The 19915-nt window shown below is 44.6% G+C and carries 26 protein-coding genes and 1 other annotated feature; all 26 genes read right to left on the bottom strand.

Annotated elements, in window-relative coordinates:
* Nucleotides 1-56: 56 nt before the first annotated feature.
* Nucleotides 57-377, bottom strand: coding sequence for a heme oxygenase (gene isdG, locus CSV76_RS13310; RefSeq protein ID WP_099625890.1), 321 nt, complete (start codon nt 375-377; stop codon nt 57-59).
* Nucleotides 378-522: 145 nt separating this feature from the next.
* Nucleotides 523-1248, bottom strand: coding sequence for a YebC/PmpR family DNA-binding transcriptional regulator (locus tag CSV76_RS13305; RefSeq protein ID WP_085426385.1), 726 nt, complete (start codon nt 1246-1248; stop codon nt 523-525).
* 12 nt (nt 1249-1260) lie between these two features.
* The gene (locus tag CSV76_RS13300; protein WP_085426386.1) at nt 1261-2130 is read right to left on the bottom strand and encodes an aminoglycoside phosphotransferase family protein; all 870 of its coding nucleotides are present in this window, start codon (nt 2128-2130) and stop codon (nt 1261-1263) included.
* Nucleotides 2131-2136: 6 nt separating this feature from the next.
* The gene (locus tag CSV76_RS17735; protein ID WP_233204488.1) at nt 2137-3276 is read right to left on the bottom strand and encodes a LysM peptidoglycan-binding domain-containing protein; all 1140 of its coding nucleotides are present in this window, start codon (nt 3274-3276) and stop codon (nt 2137-2139) included.
* A gap of 573 nt (nt 3277-3849) precedes the next feature.
* Nucleotides 3850-4734 carry a prephenate dehydratase gene (gene pheA, locus CSV76_RS13290; RefSeq protein WP_085426389.1) on the bottom strand — a complete coding sequence of 295 codons (885 nt, stop codon included), beginning with the start codon at nt 4732-4734 and terminating at the stop codon, nt 3850-3852.
* Nucleotides 4735-4765: 31 nt separating this feature from the next.
* The gene (locus CSV76_RS13285; RefSeq protein WP_029053700.1) at nt 4766-5221 is read right to left on the bottom strand and encodes an ACT domain-containing protein; all 456 of its coding nucleotides are present in this window, start codon (nt 5219-5221) and stop codon (nt 4766-4768) included.
* A gap of 27 nt (nt 5222-5248) precedes the next feature.
* The gene (gene obgE / locus CSV76_RS13280; RefSeq protein WP_085426390.1) at nt 5249-6544 is read right to left on the bottom strand and encodes a GTPase ObgE; all 1296 of its coding nucleotides are present in this window, start codon (nt 6542-6544) and stop codon (nt 5249-5251) included.
* A 3-nt stretch (nt 6545-6547) separates the two neighbouring features.
* Complete coding sequence (locus tag CSV76_RS13275) at nt 6548-7081, bottom strand: Spo0B domain-containing protein (RefSeq protein ID WP_099625889.1); 534 nt, start codon at nt 7079-7081, stop codon at nt 6548-6550.
* Between the two features lie 348 nt (nt 7082-7429).
* Nucleotides 7430-7723: a 50S ribosomal protein L27 gene (gene rpmA, locus CSV76_RS13270; protein WP_085426392.1), complete on the bottom strand. Its 294-nt coding sequence runs from the start codon at nt 7721-7723 to the stop codon at nt 7430-7432.
* A 12-nt stretch (nt 7724-7735) separates the two neighbouring features.
* A complete protein-coding gene (locus tag CSV76_RS13265; RefSeq protein WP_085426393.1) occupies nt 7736-8062 on the bottom strand; it encodes a ribosomal-processing cysteine protease Prp in 327 nt (108 codons plus the stop codon).
* A 6-nt stretch (nt 8063-8068) separates the two neighbouring features.
* Nucleotides 8069-8377, bottom strand: a complete 309-nt coding sequence (rplU, locus tag CSV76_RS13260; protein WP_085131022.1) for a 50S ribosomal protein L21 — start codon at nt 8375-8377, stop codon at nt 8069-8071.
* A 13-nt stretch (nt 8378-8390) separates the two neighbouring features.
* Nucleotides 8391-8467 (bottom strand) — a sequence feature (ribosomal protein L21 leader region).
* Between the two features lie 70 nt (nt 8468-8537).
* Nucleotides 8538-9155: a metalloprotease gene (locus CSV76_RS13255; RefSeq protein ID WP_085426394.1), complete on the bottom strand. Its 618-nt coding sequence runs from the start codon at nt 9153-9155 to the stop codon at nt 8538-8540.
* Nucleotides 9152-9694, bottom strand: a complete 543-nt coding sequence (locus CSV76_RS13250; RefSeq protein WP_085426395.1) for a peptidoglycan DD-metalloendopeptidase family protein — start codon at nt 9692-9694, stop codon at nt 9152-9154. Before CSV76_RS13250 ends, CSV76_RS13255 begins: the two co-directional genes overlap by 4 nt.
* A gap of 100 nt (nt 9695-9794) precedes the next feature.
* Nucleotides 9795-10595 (bottom strand): septum site-determining protein MinD, encoded by an 801-nt coding sequence (minD, locus tag CSV76_RS13245; protein WP_085426396.1) that lies wholly within the window; start codon nt 10593-10595, stop codon nt 9795-9797.
* A 1-nt stretch (nt 10596) separates the two neighbouring features.
* Nucleotides 10597-11268 carry a septum site-determining protein MinC gene (gene minC, locus CSV76_RS13240; RefSeq protein ID WP_085426397.1) on the bottom strand — a complete coding sequence of 224 codons (672 nt, stop codon included), beginning with the start codon at nt 11266-11268 and terminating at the stop codon, nt 10597-10599.
* Nucleotides 11269-11287: 19 nt separating this feature from the next.
* Nucleotides 11288-11809, bottom strand: coding sequence for a rod shape-determining protein MreD (mreD, locus tag CSV76_RS13235; RefSeq protein WP_099625888.1), 522 nt, complete (start codon nt 11807-11809; stop codon nt 11288-11290).
* A complete protein-coding gene (gene mreC / locus CSV76_RS13230; protein WP_085426399.1) occupies nt 11806-12699 on the bottom strand; it encodes a rod shape-determining protein MreC in 894 nt (297 codons plus the stop codon). Before mreC ends, mreD begins: the two co-directional genes overlap by 4 nt.
* Nucleotides 12700-12723: 24 nt before the next feature.
* Nucleotides 12724-13737 (bottom strand): rod shape-determining protein, encoded by a 1014-nt coding sequence (locus tag CSV76_RS13225; protein ID WP_085426400.1) that lies wholly within the window; start codon nt 13735-13737, stop codon nt 12724-12726.
* A gap of 169 nt (nt 13738-13906) precedes the next feature.
* A complete protein-coding gene (radC, locus tag CSV76_RS13220) occupies nt 13907-14605 on the bottom strand; it encodes a RadC family protein (RefSeq protein ID WP_085426401.1) in 699 nt (232 codons plus the stop codon).
* Nucleotides 14605-15204: a Maf family protein gene (locus tag CSV76_RS13215; RefSeq protein WP_085426402.1), complete on the bottom strand. Its 600-nt coding sequence runs from the start codon at nt 15202-15204 to the stop codon at nt 14605-14607. The genes radC and CSV76_RS13215 overlap by 1 nt, the downstream gene beginning before the upstream one ends.
* 85 nt (nt 15205-15289) lie before the next feature.
* Nucleotides 15290-15916, bottom strand: coding sequence for a hypothetical protein (locus tag CSV76_RS13210; protein WP_099625887.1), 627 nt, complete (start codon nt 15914-15916; stop codon nt 15290-15292).
* Nucleotides 15917-16007: 91 nt separating this feature from the next.
* A complete protein-coding gene (locus tag CSV76_RS13205; RefSeq protein ID WP_085426404.1) occupies nt 16008-16763 on the bottom strand; it encodes a prepilin peptidase in 756 nt (251 codons plus the stop codon).
* 11 nt (nt 16764-16774) lie between these two features.
* Nucleotides 16775-17461 carry a hypothetical protein gene (locus tag CSV76_RS13200; RefSeq protein WP_099625886.1) on the bottom strand — a complete coding sequence of 229 codons (687 nt, stop codon included), beginning with the start codon at nt 17459-17461 and terminating at the stop codon, nt 16775-16777.
* Nucleotides 17454-18161 (bottom strand): PilN domain-containing protein, encoded by a 708-nt coding sequence (locus CSV76_RS13195; protein WP_099625885.1) that lies wholly within the window; start codon nt 18159-18161, stop codon nt 17454-17456. The genes CSV76_RS13200 and CSV76_RS13195 overlap by 8 nt, the downstream gene beginning before the upstream one ends.
* A gap of 7 nt (nt 18162-18168) precedes the next feature.
* On the bottom strand, nt 18169-19170 hold the full coding sequence (pilM, locus tag CSV76_RS13190) for a type IV pilus biogenesis protein PilM (RefSeq protein WP_099625884.1): 1002 nt from the start codon (nt 19168-19170) through the stop codon (nt 18169-18171).
* A 204-nt stretch (nt 19171-19374) separates the two neighbouring features.
* Nucleotides 19375-19827, bottom strand: a complete 453-nt coding sequence (locus CSV76_RS13185) for a prepilin-type N-terminal cleavage/methylation domain-containing protein (RefSeq protein WP_233204487.1) — start codon at nt 19825-19827, stop codon at nt 19375-19377.
* Nucleotides 19828-19915: the final 88 nt, after the last annotated feature.

The following is a 19915-nucleotide window of genomic DNA, read 5'->3' as shown; positions in this document are numbered from 1 at the left end:
TCTCACTTAGCAACAAGATAGTGAGGGGTGATTTTTTTCTGAACACTTCATTACACTCACACCGCAACAATTGGATCACGCACTACTCTAACATCATAGAATGACACTTTATTGCTAATTACGTATCCTGGCTGTCCGTCGCGATGTGAATGTGCTTCCTTGAATGCGTCGCTTTTCGTCCATGCCTCAAACGCCTCTTTTGATTCCCAACGCGTGCTGATCGTCACTTCGTCATAATCCGGTAAATTATCCGTGAACAATACTTCCAGTCCTAAAAACCCTTCCATCTGCTCCACTTTTCCTTTTTTATCAAAACGTGTAACCAATTCATGTCCACGGTCTTTTATAATCTTATTTGTGTTTGTTACGATGATCATACTTATTCCCCCTTTTATTCTACTAAAGAGTATACTTTCTTCAGCAACCAAGTTAAATGATAATGAATCTCATTATCATTGTCAACAACAAAAAAGCCAGTCAACAACTTTTACGCAAGTAAAGTTGTTGGCTGGCTAGCATTCATTACTCTTCCGATGCATTAGAATAGACGTTTTGTACATCATCGTCATCTTCTAATGCATCGATCATATTCATAAATTGTTCTTGTTGCTCTTCGGTCAAATCCGCATAAACGGATGGAACCATATCTACTTCTGCTGAAACGAACTCCAAACCTTCGACTTCAAGCGCTTCTTTTACGTTCAGGAATTCGGATGGATCAGTCAGAATTTCGAAACCATCTTCTGTTGACACAATGTCATCCGCTCCTGCTTCTAAAGCCGCCATCATAACCGCGTCCTCGTCCGTTTCTTCCGTACGTTCGATAAACAAACGGCCTTTGCGTTCAAATAAATAATTGACGGAGCCCGTTTCTCCTAAACTACCGCCGTTTTTATTGAACGCCACGCGCATATTCGGTCCTGTACGGTTACGATTTTCCGTCAGTGTATAGACAAGAACCGCTACGCCGCCTGGTCCATACCCTTCGTAGATCATTTCTTCGTAATTTTCGTCCGCACCTGAACCCGTTGCTTTATCGATCGCTCGCTGAATGACATCATTTGGTACATTCACACTCTTGGATTTATCGATTGCTAGACGTAAAGCTGGATTCGTGTCTGGATCGTCTCCGCCAGACTTTGCTGCCACGTAAATTTCACGCGACATCTTCTGAAAGATCTTTCCTCGTTTTGCATCCTGTGCGCCCTTTCTGTTCTGGATATTCTTCCACTTTGAATGGCCTGCCATGGATCAAACCTCCTACTTCATCATTCGCTCTACATCATACCATAATCTCGGCCAATGTGAGAGTGCAGTATCAGTGAAATGTAGGAGTTTGCTGGCCATCCGTTGCTGTTGAGCGAAAGGTAATGACAATAAATGCAACCATTCCCGAAGCACTTCATTCGGATATAAAAGCTTCGCAAGCGACTGGTTGGATAAGGTTTGCAACGCCGGATGCTCCCCCATCAAAAAAGTCGGATTATACGAAATTTGTGGCAACACACGATGCATCCACAACACCCGTTCATCTTCTTCCGTCCCAAGGCACGCTAAATCAAAATCGATAAAGCAAATCCTTCCATTTGTGTCCCGTAAAATATTATGATGGACGACATCTCCATGCAATAGCGTCAAAGAACTAACAGGCGGTGGTTGTTTCTTCGCGATTTGCAATGAATCTTTCCCATACGTCAACAGTTGATCGATCGTCGAAGAAGGTAGAAATGCTTCACACATCTCCCGTAACTCTTCAAATCGCGCAAGTCGGACTTCCCACTTCTCCAGCATATGATAATGCGGAAGACAGGAAATCGACTCCCAATCAATCGAATATTTCGTATCATGTAATGCTTGCAACGCACGGAATGAATCGATACGATCAATTCTTCTTTTAAAGTTGACCGCTTTGGCATCTTCAAGCCATGGCTGCATAATCAGCAACGGATCCGACTTATCGACGATTGGCGCGATATGCGGAAAATGCTGTGCACTAAGTAATTGATGAACTTGCCGAACCTTCACAGCTTGTGCGAGTGATGCGTACTTCTTTATGGAATACATAGCTCCGCCAGACTCCATTTTCCAGACATTCTTTTTGATTTTGATAAATCGCTGATTGTCTGCCATATGCGGTTACTGGTTTCGGTGCCAGTCCTCCGGTATTGGCATCGGCTGATGTTGAGGGGTATTACACCCACAATCACCCTGATAACCAGGAGGCTGCTGCCACATAGGTGGCATCGGCATCGGCATCATGTGCGGATATGGCATCCATTGCATCGCTGGCATACATTCCGGCTGTGTCGACCATTGAGGTTGAACTGGCCAATTCGGCGAGCATTGTTGTTGATTTGACGGACACCAGGATGGCGGTATGTCTGCTTTCGGCGGCATTGTCGGTTGTTGCGGCATTGGCATCGGTGCGGGTTGTTCCGGCATCGGCTGCATGACAGGCGGTTTTGGTTGTGGCATCGGAGCTGGTTTCATGTGTAATGAACTCGATTCAATTAACTGCCAACCGTCCGGCATTGGTGCGGGAACCGGCTTATGGTGGTGAGATGATTCCTCCTGCCACTTAGGTGACTCACATGGCGGCATCGGTTTGATTGGTGCCTGCACAGGCGGTGGCATTTGTGGCATTTGCGGCATTTGCGGCATTTGCGGCATTTGCGGCATTTGCGGCATTGGTTGTTGTGGCATATGTGGATGGCAGTCCGCATCGAAAATCGGCATCCATCCGCAAACTGGGAATACTGCTTGCCACATCGGTGGTGCTTGCATACTCGGTGGCATATGAGGCGCTGCCGGTGGAGTTTGCGGTTGTTGTGGCATCGCTGGTGGTGCGGGTGCTGGCCACTGTTGCATTGGCGGTTGTGGCACAGGTTGCTGTTGCATCGGCGGCATCGGTGGAGCTTGTGGTAGCTGCGGCACTTGATGCACTGGCGGTTTCGCTTGTGGAGGCGCCGGCTTAGAAGGCTTCTCCTGATGTGGCGGCTTCATCGGTTTTTCGTGATGTGGTTTCTCCTGATGTGGTTTCTCCTGATGCGGTTTTTCATGATGCGGTTTCTCGTGTGGCTTCTCATGCGGTTTCGTGTGATCACCCTTATGATGAGGCTTTTTCTTATCCATTGGCAAAAAGATTTTCATGCCGGGAACGATATAGTCCGGATTAGCTAGGTGAGCATTCACCCGCTTCAGTTCCTCGAACGGTATACCGTACTGTCTTGCGATCTTCCATAATGTATCACCTTTGACGACAATATGAACTTCCACTAACTATTCCCCCTTCCATCAATCCATCGTATGAACGGACGCCTACTTTTGTGACAATTTGTGTAGGCTTCCTCTCTTGTTATGTATATTCGACGGGGACTAGTTTATTACAAATAAAAAACCATCCTGGGGAATAGAGGATGGTTGCGAATTAGGTCAGATCAGTAGAGAATGTTGGTTAAAAAGTGCATGAATTAGAAATTACCCTTGACTTGGTTCAGTTCAAGAACGAAAGAAGTTACAATGGAAGAGTTACTTAGCAAGTACGAAGGGATAGACGTAGAGCACTTTTTTGCGATAGCGTGTAAATTAGTAAAGCCCTAGAACTTAGTTTAGTTCTAGGGCTGTTCATGTTCGATTATAAAATCTTCTACAAGTATAATTTTAATGAGCAACAATAAATACATCCCACTTAGACTGCAAGGATTGGAGCGGCACGCGCCGACTCCAGAACGCGTCCGCCTAGAGCGAGAGCCGTAACGAAGGACGCTTTTGCGAACATAAGCGAAGCGTTGAGAGCACATCTTTGCACTCGGAATCCCATACCCTATCCAATTGCCAGCCTATACTAATTCAGGAAACAAACTCCCCAGACTCATAGACATAATAAGTTCCTAGCGAACGTGCGGTGCAACCTAGTGCTGCTAACTCTTCCATCGCGCCCATCATCATCGGATGCTCGTCAGATTCATTAATGTCGATAATGAAGAAATAATGGCCAAGACCCGTCTTCAACGGCCGCGACTCGATCTTGCTTAAGTTCAAACGGCGCCATGAAAACACCGACAAAATCTGATGCAGCAACCCTGGACGGTCGTCCTCAGGCAACTTCACCATCAACGTCGTCTTGATCGAAGAAGCGTGCTTCGAATGCTCCAGCTTCTCCTTGCGCAACGACAACACGACGAAGCGCGTATGGTTGAAATGGAAATCGTGAATATTCTCTTCTGCTATATGTAAGCCGTACGTTTCTGCTGCCAAACGGTTGCCAATTGCTGCAACACGTAGTTCCGGCTGTTCAGAAATAGATTTTGCTGCCGCTGCAGTAGACGTCGTCTGAATCAACGGAACTCCACGGTAACGATACTGTAAAAACTTATGACATTGCGCCAATGCATGCGGATGAGATTGAATCGAATCCAATTCATCTAAGTGATTCATCTGCGATTTATTGACCAACATATGTTGCTCAATTGGCGTGGAAATTTCGGCTGCGATAAACAACTCTTTACTATTGAAAACGTAATCAATCGTCAACGGTACAGAACCTTCCAGCGCATTCTCCAACGGAACGACCGCATAGGCAACATGTCCTTCTGTCACTGCTTCAATACAATCTGGAATCGTCGGACGTGGCATTAACCCTTCCATTCCGAATAAATCGGATGCTGCAATATGGGTAAATGATGCTTCGGGCCCCAAATACGCAACGGATGGTACATACTTCTTTTCTGTCATGAATCTCTCATCTCCCCACTGGTTTAAGAGGTCAGAAAACCCCTGAACTGATTAAATCAACAGAATCAATAAATCGAGGTGCTTTGAGACGCTGTAAAAATGCTTCTACTTTAATTTCCATCTCCGTTACATCCAGCGATAACGTAATGTTGGCGCGCCCCTGGACAGGAATCGTCTGGTGAATCGTCAACACATTACATTTCGCTTCTGACACGACTTCCAAAAGCACAGCCAGCGAGCCTTTCAAATCTTCCAGTTGAATAAAGATCGTCAAAATCCGGTCCCGCGCGATGGATTCGAACGGGAACACGGCATCACGATATTTATAAAAGGCGCTCCGTGACAGACCGACCCGTTTAGTTGCTTCCTGGATCGTCGTCACTTCGCCTCTTGCCATCATTCGTTTAGCTTCCAGCATTTTTTGCATTGACTCGGTCAATACATCTTCGCGGACTAAATAAAACTGACCTTCCCCGATTTGTTCCATTTTGCTCCCCCCAAAACGAGCCATTCCTTATTCCAAGAACTCGAACTCGTAGCTCATGATACGAACGATATCACCGTTTTTCGCACCACGCTCACGCAATGCATCGTCGATTCCCATACCACGCATCTGACGAGCGAACTTGCGTACTGATTGATCGAAGTTGAAGTCCGTCATCTGGAACAAACGCTCTAATGTATAACCAGACAACATAAACGCGCCATCATCGTCACGTGAAATAATGAAATCAGGTCCAGTCGATTCGTGTTTATACAATACAGAGTTACTTGCTTCTTCTTCATCCATATCCGTCAACATCGGGAATTCCGGTGTCGTTTCAAGCAGATCTAAAATCGCATACAGCAATGGATCCAAGCCCGTTCTCGTCAATGCAGAAATCGGGAACACTTGAATCTCTTCATCACCAAGTGCTTCTTTAAACGTTTCCAGATTCTCTTGCGCATCCGGCATATCCATTTTATTCGCCACAATAATCTGTGGACGTTCAGTCAAACGCATATTGTACTGCTCAAGTTCTTTATTGATTGTCTGGTAATCCTCGTATGGCTCACGGCCTTCAAGTCCTGACATATCGATAACGTGTACGATAACACGCGTACGTTCGATGTGACGCAAGAACTGATGTCCTAGTCCAACTCCTTGATGCGCACCTTCAATTAATCCAGGCAAATCTGCCATAACGAATGTGCGGTGATCATCTGTCTCGATCATACCGAGATTCGGTACTAATGTAGTAAAGTGATAATCCGCAATCTTAGGCTTCGCTGAAGAAACGACTGATAATAACGTTGATTTCCCAACACTTGGGAATCCAACAAGACCCACGTCAGCAAGAACTTTTAATTCAAGCACGATATCTTTACTAACACCCGGTTCACCTTTTTCAGAAAGTTCCGGTGCCGTGTTCTGTGGCGTAACGAAACGGCTGTTACCGCGTCCTCCACGTCCTCCACGCACGATGACCGCTTGTTGGCCATGTTCGACCAAGTCCGCAATAATCGTTTCAGTTTCGGCATCCTTAACGACTGTACCAGGGGGAACTTTAACGATCATACTTTTACCGCTACGACCGTGCATGTTTTTACTCTGACCGTGTTCGCCTCGTTCAGCTTTAAAATGACGCTGATATCGGAAATCCATTAGCGTACGTAATCCTTCATCAACGATAAAGATAACGTCTGCGCCTTTTCCACCATCACCACCGGATGGTCCACCATTGGCTATATATTTTTCACGACGGAACGAAACCATACCATCGCCACCGTCGCCACCTTTTACAAATACTTTAACGTGATCCACAAACATAATTTATAATCCTCCTAATTGTCCACTGATAGTAAACGTCCATTGATTCGGTTCACCGTGGACTTCGACCGTAAGCTGTGATGAATGTTCTGGGATGTCTAGTTGCTTCGCGTACAGCTCGGTAAATGTCAATTGAATACTCCAAGATGCAGTGTCTGTCGTGACTTCTAGTGTCACGGGACAATCTGCGCAGCGCTGAATTTTTGATTCCACAGCCAGCACTACTTGCTCCAAGTAATCGACCAACACTTCGTCAATTTCACTTGAATCAATTTTTTCCGTAATCTCACAATACAGTTGCACCATCAAAGCCGGATAGCGCCACGCTAGTGTCGTAATCCATTCCTCAGTAAGCGGCATGCATAATTTCTGAAGCAATGCCTCACGTTGCATATCTGCTGTTTTCTCAAGGATGCAATTTCGCGCTTCTGTATATTTCCCCATATCGATATTCATAAGGATCAATTGCAGATCGTTCATGTGATCGTGTCGACTAAATTTCACTGCTTGCGACACATTTAGCTCATTCTTCCCCATTTTTTCACCGCCAGCTGTTTTCGTACTTCTTAGTATAGCATTTTCACGCGCAAATCACTAAAAAAATCTTCGCCGTAGTCAAAATCGCTTAGAATATGTGTCTGAACGTTACAATGAATTGCTGTTCGCTCATAGTTCATGCCTAAGCGCTCTATAAACTCCCGTAGCCGCTCTTAGAAAGCGGTGAGTGATCATAGACACCCGCTAATCGCTCTATCCCACGCCACGAGCGCTCATAGACACGCGTTATCCGCTCATAAGGCCAAGAACTAATCTAACAACCATCTCAAAACACAGAAAAAGGACTGCAACGAGTGCAGTCCTTTTTCACAGGGTCATGCTATCCAATTAAGCTTCTTGAGTTGCTGCTGGGTAGACACTGACTTTCTTTTTGTCGCGGCCAAGACGTTCAAAACGAACGACGCCGTCAACTTTTGCGAATAGAGTATCATCTCCACCGCGACCAACGTTTTCACCTGGGTGAATTTTTGTTCCGCGCTGGCGATAAAGGATTGATCCACCTGAAACATGCTGTCCATCTGCGCGCTTAGCGCCAAGACGTTTCGAATGTGAGTCACGACCGTTCTTAGTAGAACCTACTCCTTTTTTCGATGCGAAAAACTGAAGATCCAAACGTAACATAGCTGCCACCTCCTACTTTTCAAAGGATAATTTTATAAAATCTGCATAGTCTAATTCAATCGTTTGTAAAGAAATAATCATAGCATTCAGGAGCAGCTGAACTTCAGCATCTTGTTCCGTTACCGGAAACGCCACACGTAAGTATCCGCCATCCGTCCCTTGCTCGACATCAGGTTCGATCGAAGTCAATTGCATAATGGCATTCACCGCACCAAATGATACGGCAGAAGCACCAGCACAAACTAGATCTTGTCCGTGTTCTGCAAAGTTTGCATGACCATCCATCTCAAAGACTGAGATGCGCCCAGAAGGCTCTTTTATAATTCTGACATGTATCATGCCGGATTACAGATTGATTCCGTCAATAACGATTTTCGTGTATGGCTGACGGTGTCCTTGCTTTTTGCGATAGTTTTTCTTCGCCTTATATTTGAAAACAACAATTTTCTTTGCGCGGCCTTGCTTGACAACTTTACCTGTTACAGTTGCGCCTTCTACGAATGGAGCACCGACTTTAACGTCATCTCCGCCCACCATTAGCACCTTGTCAAAAGTTACCACTTCATCAGCTTCACCAGCAATCTTCTCAATGAAGATTTCTTGGCCCGCTTCAACTTTGATTTGTTTTCCACCAGTTTCAATAATTGCGTACATACTTGCACCTCCTCAATTTATACAGACTCGCCTTGACAGGTGATTCGACCAGCGAATACTTGAACCTGTTCAGTGCGGTTGTAGCACGGGTGCTACAATCAATAACAGTAAAATATTATCACATAGAAAACAATTGGTCAAGCATTATTCCCACAATCTTTTAAAAGAAGGAAGTCTCTTTTCTAGTCAGTTGTTCAAAGACTCGCTCATACCTTCTAAAACGATACGAAATAATATTTTGAACCGCTAAAAACGACGTAATGATAACGAGTGGCAAACTGGCTGGCAAGTAGGCAATGAAGAACACACAAAGTGATGCGGACGCAATGATGGAATACAGTAAGAAGTTTGAGCGCGTGGTATATTTTGTTTCTTCCGTTTCAAGTAAAACCGAGACGACTTGTCCGCCATCAAGTGGCAAGATAGGTAATAAATTGACGCTCAGTAAGATCAGTTGAATCTTCACGAACTGCGCTTCTCCCGGGAATGACAAATACGTGCCAAGTAGTAACAGAACGGCTGTCGCGACAGGTCCACCGAGCGCCACGATCAGCCGTTGCCGTTTACTTGCCAGCTGCCGATTAACAAATTGCAATTCCCCTCCATACGGTAAAATAGTACAACTCCTAATTTTCATTCCGACGTGTCGTGCGGCCAATACGTGTCCTACTTCATGAAAAAGTAAAGAGAATAAGAGCATTGCGTACAATGACACACCACCGACGATCATGAAAAATAAAAAGATCGGTAATAATACCGGATGAATACGGTACTTCATTGCTGACCGTCCGACATATACGTTGCGAGTACTGTAGGCTCGAGCGGAATCCCATTGCGTTTCACGCGGATGTACACCGCTTCCTCGTCCATCATCGCAATCTCATCCCCAAGCTTCACAGCGGTGTAAGGAAGCGTCGAGAACGACCCTACGAATCCATACGTCACTTCGTCGCCGTTATCGTACTGAACGGTCACCGTCTTGCCTGACTGCCTTGTGTAGCCCGTGAAGACGACTAGCCCACTTCCTTGCGACGTAATCGACATCGGTTGAGTATACGAGATAATGGCACCGTCCTGATAAGGTTGGAACGATTCATACGTCTCAAACGGATTAAATACGGAATCCCCAGATACCGTGATGACTTCATCATCTGCCATCCAAGAAGAAACCCACTTCTTCATCACCACAAAGTCTTTTCCAGTCGTTACATATTGCGTTATCGGTATATTAACTAGCTGGCGTTCTTCAAGTTTTGATAAACCTACAACAGATACCATCAGCACAATAGCGATGATCCATTTTGTTTTCCATTTCATCACGTCCCCTCCCTTACCTGCAGTGTATGAAAAGAAGGAGAATTAAATGACGAATGAAAAAAACTCAGTACCATTAAAGGCACTGAGTTTTACGATTGTATTATTTGCCGAACATGTTTTTGATTTTACCGAAGAATCCTGATTTACTTTTCTCCATCGTCATCAATGGCACAGACTCACCTAAGATGCGTCGGGCAATGTTACGATAGCCTATTGCTGCAGGGTTTGTCGGGTCCATCACGACAGGTTCACCTTTATTTGAAGCAGAAATAACGTTTTGGTCGTCCATTACGATACCGAGTAGATCAATCGACAAATGCGTCGTGATTTCGTTGACATCTAATGTTTCGCCGCTTTCCATCATGCCGCTTCTAATACGATTGATAATCAATTTTGGTGGTTCCAATCCTTCTTCCGCTTCTAGCAGTCCAATAATTCGGTCTGCGTCACGTACAGCGGAAATTTCTGGAGTTGTCACGACTATTGCGCGATCCGCACCAGAAATAGCGTTTTTGAAACCTTGCTCGATTCCTGCTGGGCAGTCAATCAAGACATAATCATAATCTTGCTTTAATTCCAAAACGAGCTTCTTCATCTGTTCAGGATTCACGGCACTCTTATCAGTCGTCTGTGCTGCTGGTAGCAAGAACAGTCGATCTTCGAAACGCTTGTCCTTCACAAGAGCCTGGTGTACTTTACAACGCTCTTCCACCACATCGACCAAATCATAAATGATCCGGTTTTCTAAGCCAAGAATAACGTCCAAGTTACGCAGACCGATATCTGTATCGATTAAACACACTTTTTTCCCTTGTAACGCAAGAGCGGTGCCTAGATTGGCTGACGTTGTTGTTTTACCAACGCCACCTTTACCAGAAGTAATAACAATTGCTTCTCCCAAATTATATACCTCCCTTAAATGTAGCAAGGTCCGGACGTAAATATCGGAGCTCCTGAAGACGGTCTATCGCAATCTGCCCATTCTTTTGAAGATACGCACATTCCATTTCAGGTTGCTCAGAAAGAACCGTCAATTCGTCGGTCATGATCTCGATCTTATCCGCAATTTTCAGATGCGTCGCCTCCAGCCAAGATGCAGCAATGACTGCGTCTTTATTGCCTTGTGCGCCCGCATGTGCAATGCCTTTGACACGACCGAGTACATAAATACTGCCGCCTGCAATGACTTGCCCACTCTGATTGACATCACCGATAATAACCAAATCGCCATCAGCCTTTACGACCTGACCCGATCGAACGATTCCTATATAGGTTTCGGACTGCTTCTCGATCAACTTTCTCTCACACTCTTTTAACGAAATGACGTCACTATGTACCTTCGAAACTCGCAAATGAGGGGAAGTATGAATGACCGATTGAATTTTGTTCATGTCTTTCTCGTCACAATAACGATGCCCAAGATGCAACTGCACTTCAGACACACCTTCAAGCACACTGCTCTGTACTTTTTCTTTCAACTCACCTAGTAAATCGGAAAATGCGCAATGATCATCCAATCGTAAAACTAAGCCGTCTTTTGTACCTTTTATCGTTATCAACTGTGATTTCGTCACCTACATCACCTCACAATACTTAAAAACCTGCTAGCTTTTGAAAAAATCTCTTTTCTGTAATCTGTTTGAATAGATAACCGAACATTACGATGAATAATGAGTTCGCAATCATTGTCGGAACTAGTCGATGCGTGAAAAATTCACCGAAATCAATAAAAGTCAACGCAATCACACTAGCAAAAAAGTACGACAATAATTCCAGTAACACAATCATTACTAATGATAATACCATAACTGTCACCGTATGACGCTCAATTTGTCGAATTACTAACGCAGCAACGTAACAAATCAGCGGATACATGAATGTGTATAATCCAATAATATCAATATGATACATATCATACAACAGTCCAAGGATAAATCCGTAAATAATCGCTCGCTTGCTATTATAATACGTCGCAATGAAAATTAAATAGACAATTACGAACCTTGGCACCAAAACATACAAATCCCCGCTTATTTCAATCGGTGAAAACAGACTGAAAATCGGTTCCAGGAAAAACAAGAGTCCAGCAATCACAGGAATGATGAATCGGATCATGATTCATCGTCCCCTTTAGCATCCGCGGAGTTGCCTCCGTCCGTACCATCCACAACCGTCATCGTCCGCTTCGCAATCATCACATGATCGAGTTGCGAGAAGCTTGCTGCCGGTTTGATATACGCTAATTTCGTCAGACCAAAGTCATCCGTAGAAACTTCAGTTACTTCCCCTATTAAAATACCTTTCGGGAAGATTCCTCCGAGACCAGAAGACGTCACTTGCATTCCTTTTTTTACTTTAAAGCTCGAATCAATCCGCTTCATGATCAATTGTCGGGAAGCTCGATCATATCCTTCGATCAAACCGAACATTTCCTCTTCACCTACAACCATTGCCGCCACACGGAAAGCACTATTTTCCGTTGAAATCAATTCAACTGTAGACGTAAAAGGAGTCGATAGAATCACTTTCCCGATCAATCCTTGCGCTGTCATGACCGCCATATTGACGCCCACTCCAGACGTCGTTCCTTTATCGATGATGACCTTCTCTTCCCATTGATCGGGATTACGCGAGATCACCGTAGACTGGATCGGCTCAAATGCACGCAGGTCCTCTTGTTTATCAATAATTCCCCGCAACTTCACATTATTCGCTTTCACATCTACTAACTCCGCTTCCATAGCGGCATACGTTTCCAGACGCTCTTTTAATCGTTTGTTTTCTTCGTATGTATTAAGCATCGTATCAATATTCTCAATGAGTCCCGTCACAAAGTGGGCTGGTTTCGTAACGAGCGACTGCCCGAAACCTACGACATCTTTCACTGCTTGTTCCGGTACATTTGCATGATTTCGGTCACGAAGTGAAAATGCAATTAATGCCACTAGGACGATTACTCCTACTAATAAAATGATTAATCGTTTATTGGAAAAAAAACGCGGCATTGCCTACATCTCCTCCAATTAGTATTATGACTGAATCTTCTTGATCAGTTCTAAATTATCCAGCGCTTTACCTGTTCCAATCACGACACAGTCGAGCGTGTTTTCTGCAACGAATGCAGGCATTTTAGTTTCTTCGGAAATCGCTTTATCAAGGTTACGAAGTAATGAACCGCCACCTGTTAAGACAATTCCACGCTCCATGACGTCTGACGCCAATTCAGGTGGTGTCTGCTCAAGCGTCTTCCGCATACCTTCAATAATCAAATCCATAGGCTCACGCAATGCTTTCGTGATTTCCTGTGAATTAATCTCCATCGTTTTCGGCAGACCCGTCAACAAGTCACGGCCGTGAATATCCATTTTTTCGGTTTTATCCAAATCAAACGCCGAACCGATTTGCATTTTGATGTTTTCAGCTGTACGTTCACCGATCATCAATTTATATTCTTTACGGATGTACGTTATGATAGCCGTATCCATGGAATCTCCACCTACACGGATCGATGTGCTCGTTACAATACCGCCGAGCGAAATAATAGCAACTTCTGTTGTTCCTCCACCTATATCGACGACCATACTGCCGGTTGGTTCCCATACAGGTAAATCCGCACCAATCGCAGCCGCAAATGGCTCTTCAATCGTATACGCAGCTTTTGCACCCGCCTGAATTGCAGCATCTGTCACTGCACGCTGTTCGACTGACGTAATACCGTAAGGCACACAAACCATCACAGTCGGCTTCGTCCAAGAAGTGCCAGTTGACTTTAACGCTTCTTTTAAATAATGACGAATCATATCCGTTGTTGTTTCAAAATCTGCAATAACTCCTTCTCGCATCGGGCGAATAGCCACGACTGAGCTCGGAGTACGTCCGATCATCGCATGTGCTTCACTGCCTACTGCAACGATTTCACCAGTCGTCGTATTTTTCGCTACGACAGATGGCTCCCTTAGCACAATACCTTTATCTTTAATGAAAACTAGAGTATTGGCTGTTCCCAAGTCAATTCCTACGTTTCGTGATCTGAAACCAAACAAGTCAATTCTCCCCTTCTACAAAAACCGTCATCGGTGTTGTTAAAAGCATACACCACATTATAACGGAAAGGTAACTTAATTTACAGCGTCACATAGCTAGTTTGCGAAAAATAGCAAAAAAGAGACTGATTTCCCAGTCCCCTCACTTTTTCCGACACGATTCTTGCTTTTAGATGTATCCTTTGTCTTTTAAACTAATGAATTTCTGATCCCCAATGATAATATGATCAAGCACGTCCACACCCATGATCTGCCCCGCTTCCATGAGGCGTTTCGTCACCTCGATATCTTCCCTCGAAGGCGTGGTGTCACCGCTCGGATGATTATGCGAAATAATCATCGACGCAGCCGAACGTTTAAACGCTTCTCGAAACACTTCACGCGGATGCACGATGGAAGAATTCAAACTGCCAATGAAAATCGTCTGCTTATGTAGTACTTCATTTTTTACATTTAAAAACAACACCACAAAATGTTCTTGATTCAACGACGACATATCCGTCATCAAATAATTCGCAGCATCTTCCGGTGAACGAATCTTATACCGTTCATGCGGTGCTGTCCGATACAAACGCTTGCCAAGTTCCGCTGCCGCAAGCAACTGCACCGCCTTAGCTTCACCGATCCCTTTAATCTTTGTCATCTCATCAACTGTCAACTCTTTCAAATCCTGCAAACGGTCAATTGTTGACAACACACGGTTCGCAAGCACTAATACAGACTCTGAGCGTGAGCCTGTACGCAACAAGATCGCCAACAATTCTTGATTGGATAAATTGCCTGCCCCTTCCCGAATCAGCCGTTCACGGGGCCTGTCAGCGATATGCACATCGCGGATCATCATCTGCGGTGCCAAATCAAGTGGCATTACGTGTCACCGCCTTCTAACATCAGCAACCCTTCCCCACGCATCCGATTGACCAGATCACTGACGGGCAACCCGACAATATTTTGATAATCGCCTACCATGTTTTCCACAAACAACATCCCTTGCGTCTGGATGCCATACGCTCCTGCTTTATCCGAAGCGTCACCCGATTTCACATATGCACGAACGAGTTCTTCATCCAGTTTTCTGAACTTCACTTGCGATAAACCGGAAAACTGGATTATCTTGCCCTTCGCAAGGATCGTCACACCCGTAATTACTTCATGTAACTCTCCAGATAACTCCATTAAGAAATCGATAGCTTGCTGATCGTCTTCAGGCTTCGGGAATACTTTGCCTTCTCTTACCACAATCGTATCCGCCGCAATGATGATCTCCTCCTGTGACTCAAATACCGCATGCGCCTTTCGCTCCGATAAACGCACCGCATATTCATACGGTTCTTCAGGCGTGAACGGCACATCCTCATCAACATCACTCGGTCTCACCGCAAAATCAATTCCTGCCAACTGCAATAGTTCTTTACGTCTCGGCGAAGAAGAAGCGAGAACAATAGGTTTTATACTTGTAAATTTCATTGGAACAACCCCCTTTTTTCATAGTGTACGCTATTGCAGGCGATTTGAAAAAAGGGCAAAATTCAATTCTTCCCCGTATTTCGGCTCAAAATTGAATTTTGAAGCACGGATCTTGGTTCGAATAGTGTGCCAATAAATGCAGTCTTGCAATAGAAGAATCCTGTGTAAACGCAGTGATGGCGGCCACTTTCTTCGCGAAGTCCCCATCCTTTTTCGCGTCTTTCCCCTTCGCAGACAATTCAATTTTCAATAAATCCTCTGCGAACAACGCTTTTTTCACTTCTCCGGCGTCCGCAGACTTGCAAGTGCCTGGTACGACAGTGATTCTCTTCTTGAACGCGTCTTCGCCTTCTTTCAAGACGACGTCACTTTCTTTCAACCATGCCGCTCCCCAAACGTAAAACTGACCACCAGCTGGCACGATCGCCGTAGTCGTAAGACCCGGATTCTCCGCGACGAAATCAGTCGCTGCTTCTTGACTCGAAAACACACCATGCTGCTTGACGAACATCGTCTCCCCGTCTTCCGCGGCACCTGCCTTCTCTTCCGTCTTCGGCCCATTCGTCGCTACCGCCTTATCTGCCTTGTCTTTTTTACCTCCTGTACTCGAAATCGTCAGCCCGATCACGAGCACGGCGACCAAGCCGATCGCCACACCTTGTATCAACGCCCGAATGACAATGTTCTTTGAATACGTCCTGCGGAAATTCATTCCATCACTCCACTAGTTTTCTTCCACCTTACCAAAACGAACGCAAAAAAAGACGAGACTGTTGTCGTCTCGTCCATAAACATTTACCGATTTAGTTCAACAAACCCGTATACCAACTGACAAGCTGCGCGCCGTAGAAATACGCAATGAGTGCAGCGGCTGCAATCGAAGGTCCAAATGGCACAGGTGTCTTGCGCCCTTGCTTAGTCTTTTTCAAGAAAATCAGACCGACAATCGCGCCAATGAATGAAGCAAGAAACAGCGTCACTAACGTCTGTATCGTACCAAGCACTAAGCCGATGACGAAAAATAATTTTATGTCGCCGCCACCCATACCCCCATTCGACACAATCGCAATCAGCAACAATATACCGAAACCGACCGCCGCTCCAAGCAAACTATCCCACCAAGGTGTCAGTGGACTAACAAAACGCATGATGAAAATCGCAATACCAAACGGTAATAAAATTTTATTCGGAATCAACATATACTTAAGATCGGATACCGTTAAAATAACGAGCATCGAGATAAACAGCAACGCCACAACTAGTTCCCACTGGAATCCAAAGTACAAGTACGCACAAACGAACAGCACACCCGTTATTAGCTCCATCACGGGATAAAGAGCACTGATCTTTTCCTTACATCCTCTGCACTTTCCACGCAAAAACACGTAGGAGAATACCGGCACTAGGTCAACCGCCGTCAAATTCCGATCACACGTCGTACAGTGCGAAGGAGGCGAGACGATGGACTCCTTTAGCGGCACACGCAGTCCGACTACGTTAAAAAACGAGCCGAGCGTGATACCGTAGAGGAAGAAAAACATACTATAAAGCCATTCCATGAACTGCCTCCTTACTCCGCTTTCTCGGTACCTGTCATTTTATTGATCGTCGTCGGATCAAATTTCAATGCAGGTGGCGGCGCATCCACTTTCGGCGCCTCATTTTGTAAATTGACGAGATCCGGACGGAAGTACGCATTAAATGAAATCACGACTTTCATTTCACCAATATCTGATTCTTCTTCCGTTTTCTCAGCTGTCGCTTCGAATTGAATTGTCTCTACATTCATAATCCGAATCATTTCTTCGATTTCATAGATGAACATATCGACTTGCTTGTACGTATCCGCAACGAGCGTCACTTCCATCAGGATCGTTTCCAAGTTTTGTACCGATTCCGGCAATAGTTCCATGTCGAATACTTCTTTCGAAAAATTAATTTCTTCAATTCGACTATTGGATTTCACTTCTGCCTTCTCGAGACGAATGAGTAACGCATCCTCTAGCGGAATAACAGGCACGACTTTTTGAAGCGGTGCCGAGGTGACCGTTTCATTCGGATCTTTATTCGCCAATTGCTTTTGCATCGAAAATAAAACATCACGTTCTGAAGCCAACTGCGCAGTCATCTGATCCTTGCTGTCTTTCGCAGGCAAGTAGATGTTTGTCACAGTGTAATAGACAAGTGCAATAAGGAAAATGGAGGCCAATACGACCAAACCAATCTCCATCTGACGTTTAGTTAGATACTTATTCAACCGTATCGTCCCCTTCCGAGTCAGCATCTACAGGTGGCTGTGGTTCTTCCGGTGCAGGTTCTGTTGGCTGCTCTTCAGCAGGTGGCGTTTCCTCTTGCGGCTCTTCAATCGCATCGGGGTCTACGTCTGCATCGGTACCTGGTAACGCGCGGTCGTCTACGAACTGAATGAAGTATGTAGCGAAATATCTAGGCAAGACATTTTCACGTTCTTCCACATCCAGTTTTTCTGTCTCGATTCCTTCGAACGTCGCATCAATTACTAGCGACGATGCTTTCATTCGAGTTAAATAGAGCGCAGGTTCCATCAGATCATCAAACTGAATTTTCAACGTCACTTCGTTAGGTGCAGTGAACGTTAACTCTTGGAAGAAACCACGATCAGGCAATGCTCTCGAAAGATCTTCTATAAGAGGATGTGTTTTATATTGGTACGCTTTTAGGAAATCCACTGTGGCGGCCAATTGTTCTTTTTCTTGACCGAAGGCAGACAGACGCAACTGGGACGTTATGCTTTCTTGTTGTTTCTGTATTTCATATGTAGACTGCTGTAATCTCTGTGCTTCTTCGTCATTTTTCGCAGCCATCATATATAGAACCACCCAACTAATGATGGCTACCAAAAGAATCGCAATGGCAATCCACAAAAAAGTAGTCCGTTCCTTGATCTTCTCCGGTAGTAGATTTATATCAACTAACATACGCGTACTACACCTCTTCCTTCAGCGCGAGACCAATTACTCGATGGAAGTCGGCAGTAATTGCTGTTCCATCTACACAACTAATCGGCTCTTTCACTAAGGGAATCGCTTCGATCGCCAACCGCTCCCGTACCATCTGCAATAATTCTTCTTGTTGTGTATATGTACTGTTCCATATTAAATGGGTAATCGCTGAATCTGTTTCAGCCAAATTAAATCGGTAGAAGTTTGCTAGTTTCTCAAGCTCCATCACAATCGTCATCGGCTCAATCTGTTGCTCAAGTACTTCACCCGTCGTCATACTGAGCGGCACTTCGAGTTCCATGGAGCGAATGAATAAAGGGAAATGATTATAGAAAATCGACACAGTTAAATTCCGCCCATGCAAATCTGCAAGTAAAATATGCTCCGATCCGTTAAATTGGTGCTCATGATGAGCCAATCGATAAAGCGAAAGCGGCGCAATATCCGCTACAACCGGAACCATTTTGGCTGACTCTAGTACATCCTCATACGTCTGCATAATACTCTCTTTTGACGCAATCAAAACCGCTTCATTCTGGGCGTCATTCACAGTGTACGGAACGACATCAAACACCGGATCATCGAACGGCAAATAAATCGTCGAGCCAATCTCTATGAAAAAATGACTTTTCAAATCCTCATGATCCACCGTTTCAGGATAGGCAACACGACGGATAATGACATATGTATCGGGCGCCAAAAACGCCACATCACGCTTTGCAAGATTCCAATCTTTTACAGCTTCCGTCAAGACATCCCGTAGCGTGTCTTCTTCAGCTATTCGGCCGTCCATGATGGTGTGTTCGGGCAATAGCATCTCTTTCGCTGTGTCTAGGACGATTGGATGAGTGGATTTGATTCGTACATATCGGATTGCGTCGTCGTCTAGAGTTAATGAGTAGACGCGTTTCTTGCGACCGAAGGAAGGCATGGTTGGCATATTTAGATTGGAGAGTGGGCGTTTTAAGTTTGATAAAATAGACATATATGAACTCCTTCCGGGCAGGAGTAAGCAAGGGTTTTAGTTATTTTTTTCCTTACTTACTAGTTATGGTTAGTATAGCAAATGTGGTGTGTGAAGGGAAGATTGATAGGAAATGAATCTTTACCATTAAAACATTCAAGTACACTCGCCTTTATTTCCTTGTAGAATTAGTACAATACTAAATCGTTATAATTAATCTCATGCTTATTTTGTTGGCGGTACGACCTCTTTATTATCGCCACATGCTTCATTACCTACATGAATATCATTTTTACTACTTGAAATTTCTTCTGCAGTCGCATTATAAAAAATCACTTTAGTTTCTCCATCAGATTTCGCACATATTTTAGCGGGATTCACGTTCGTTACATAAGAAGTGGTATTCAAATAACCCTTTGATTCCATATAACCTTGAGAAACTAAATCTGGTAACGAAGCTGCCTGCCACTCCCTTCCAAATTTCACAGGCGTCTCTATGAAATATAATTGTGCTGCTTCTAACATGACCATCGCTTCACCTTTCGTTGCTTTAATACGACTATTTTCAACGACTTTACCAATTGCGGGTACTGCGATTGCTGCAATGATTCCTAAAATGACAATTACTGCGAGAAGTTCGAATAACGTAAGTCCCCTTTGCGATTTTAAAAACTTCATATCACTCATCGGCCCCCTAATATAATTCTACATGAAAAAGGCGACAGGTGATTATAGTAATCGCCTTCGCCCTTTGTCTAATAACTGC

Source organism: Sporosarcina sp. P17b, assembly GCF_002743115.1.
GTDB classification, from domain to species: domain Bacteria; phylum Bacillota; class Bacilli; order Bacillales_A; family Planococcaceae; genus Sporosarcina; species Sporosarcina ureae_C.
The sequence above is the reverse complement of the archived record's forward strand: the minus strand, read 5'-3'. Positions and strand labels throughout refer to the sequence as shown.

Bases quoted from the DNA above. Each gene is read 5' to 3' on its own strand.
- isdG (WP_099625890.1), bottom strand. From the start codon at position 377: ATGATCATCGTAACAAACACAAATAAGATTATAAAAGACCGTGGACAT.
- CSV76_RS13305 (WP_085426385.1), bottom strand. From the start codon at position 1,248: ATGGCAGGCCATTCAAAGTGGAAGAATATCCAGAACAGAAAGGGCGCA.
- CSV76_RS13300 (WP_085426386.1), bottom strand. From the start codon at position 2,130: ATGGCAGACAATCAGCGATTTATCAAAATCAAAAAGAATGTCTGGAAA.
- pheA (WP_085426389.1), bottom strand. From the start codon at position 4,734: ATGACAGAAAAGAAGTATGTACCATCCGTTGCGTATTTGGGGCCCGAA.
- CSV76_RS13285 (WP_029053700.1), bottom strand. From the start codon at position 5,221: ATGGAACAAATCGGGGAAGGTCAGTTTTATTTAGTCCGCGAAGATGTA.
- obgE (WP_085426390.1), bottom strand. From the start codon at position 6,544: ATGTTTGTGGATCACGTTAAAGTATTTGTAAAAGGTGGCGACGGTGGC.
- CSV76_RS13275 (WP_099625889.1), bottom strand. From the start codon at position 7,081: ATGGGGAAGAATGAGCTAAATGTGTCGCAAGCAGTGAAATTTAGTCGA.
- rpmA (WP_085426392.1), bottom strand. From the start codon at position 7,723: ATGTTACGTTTGGATCTTCAGTTTTTCGCATCGAAAAAAGGAGTAGGT.
- CSV76_RS13265 (WP_085426393.1), bottom strand. From the start codon at position 8,062: ATGATACATGTCAGAATTATAAAAGAGCCTTCTGGGCGCATCTCAGTC.
- rplU (WP_085131022.1), bottom strand. From the start codon at position 8,377: ATGTACGCAATTATTGAAACTGGTGGAAAACAAATCAAAGTTGAAGCG.
- CSV76_RS13255 (WP_085426394.1), bottom strand. From the start codon at position 9,155: ATGAAGTACCGTATTCATCCGGTATTATTACCGATCTTTTTATTTTTC.
- CSV76_RS13250 (WP_085426395.1), bottom strand. From the start codon at position 9,694: ATGAAATGGAAAACAAAATGGATCATCGCTATTGTGCTGATGGTATCT.
- mreD (WP_099625888.1), bottom strand. From the start codon at position 11,809: ATGATCCGATTCATCATTCCTGTGATTGCTGGACTCTTGTTTTTCCTG.
- mreC (WP_085426399.1), bottom strand. From the start codon at position 12,699: ATGCCGCGTTTTTTTTCCAATAAACGATTAATCATTTTATTAGTAGGA.
- radC (WP_085426401.1), bottom strand. From the start codon at position 14,605: ATGCCACTTGATTTGGCACCGCAGATGATGATCCGCGATGTGCATATC.
- CSV76_RS13215 (WP_085426402.1), bottom strand. From the start codon at position 15,204: ATGAAATTTACAAGTATAAAACCTATTGTTCTCGCTTCTTCTTCGCCG.
- CSV76_RS13210 (WP_099625887.1), bottom strand. From the start codon at position 15,916: ATGAATTTCCGCAGGACGTATTCAAAGAACATTGTCATTCGGGCGTTG.
- CSV76_RS13205 (WP_085426404.1), bottom strand. From the start codon at position 16,763: ATGGAATGGCTTTATAGTATGTTTTTCTTCCTCTACGGTATCACGCTC.
- CSV76_RS13195 (WP_099625885.1), bottom strand. From the start codon at position 18,161: ATGTTAGTTGATATAAATCTACTACCGGAGAAGATCAAGGAACGGACT.
- pilM (WP_099625884.1), bottom strand. From the start codon at position 19,170: ATGTCTATTTTATCAAACTTAAAACGCCCACTCTCCAATCTAAATATG.
- CSV76_RS13185 (WP_233204487.1), bottom strand. From the start codon at position 19,827: ATGAAGTTTTTAAAATCGCAAAGGGGACTTACGTTATTCGAACTTCTC.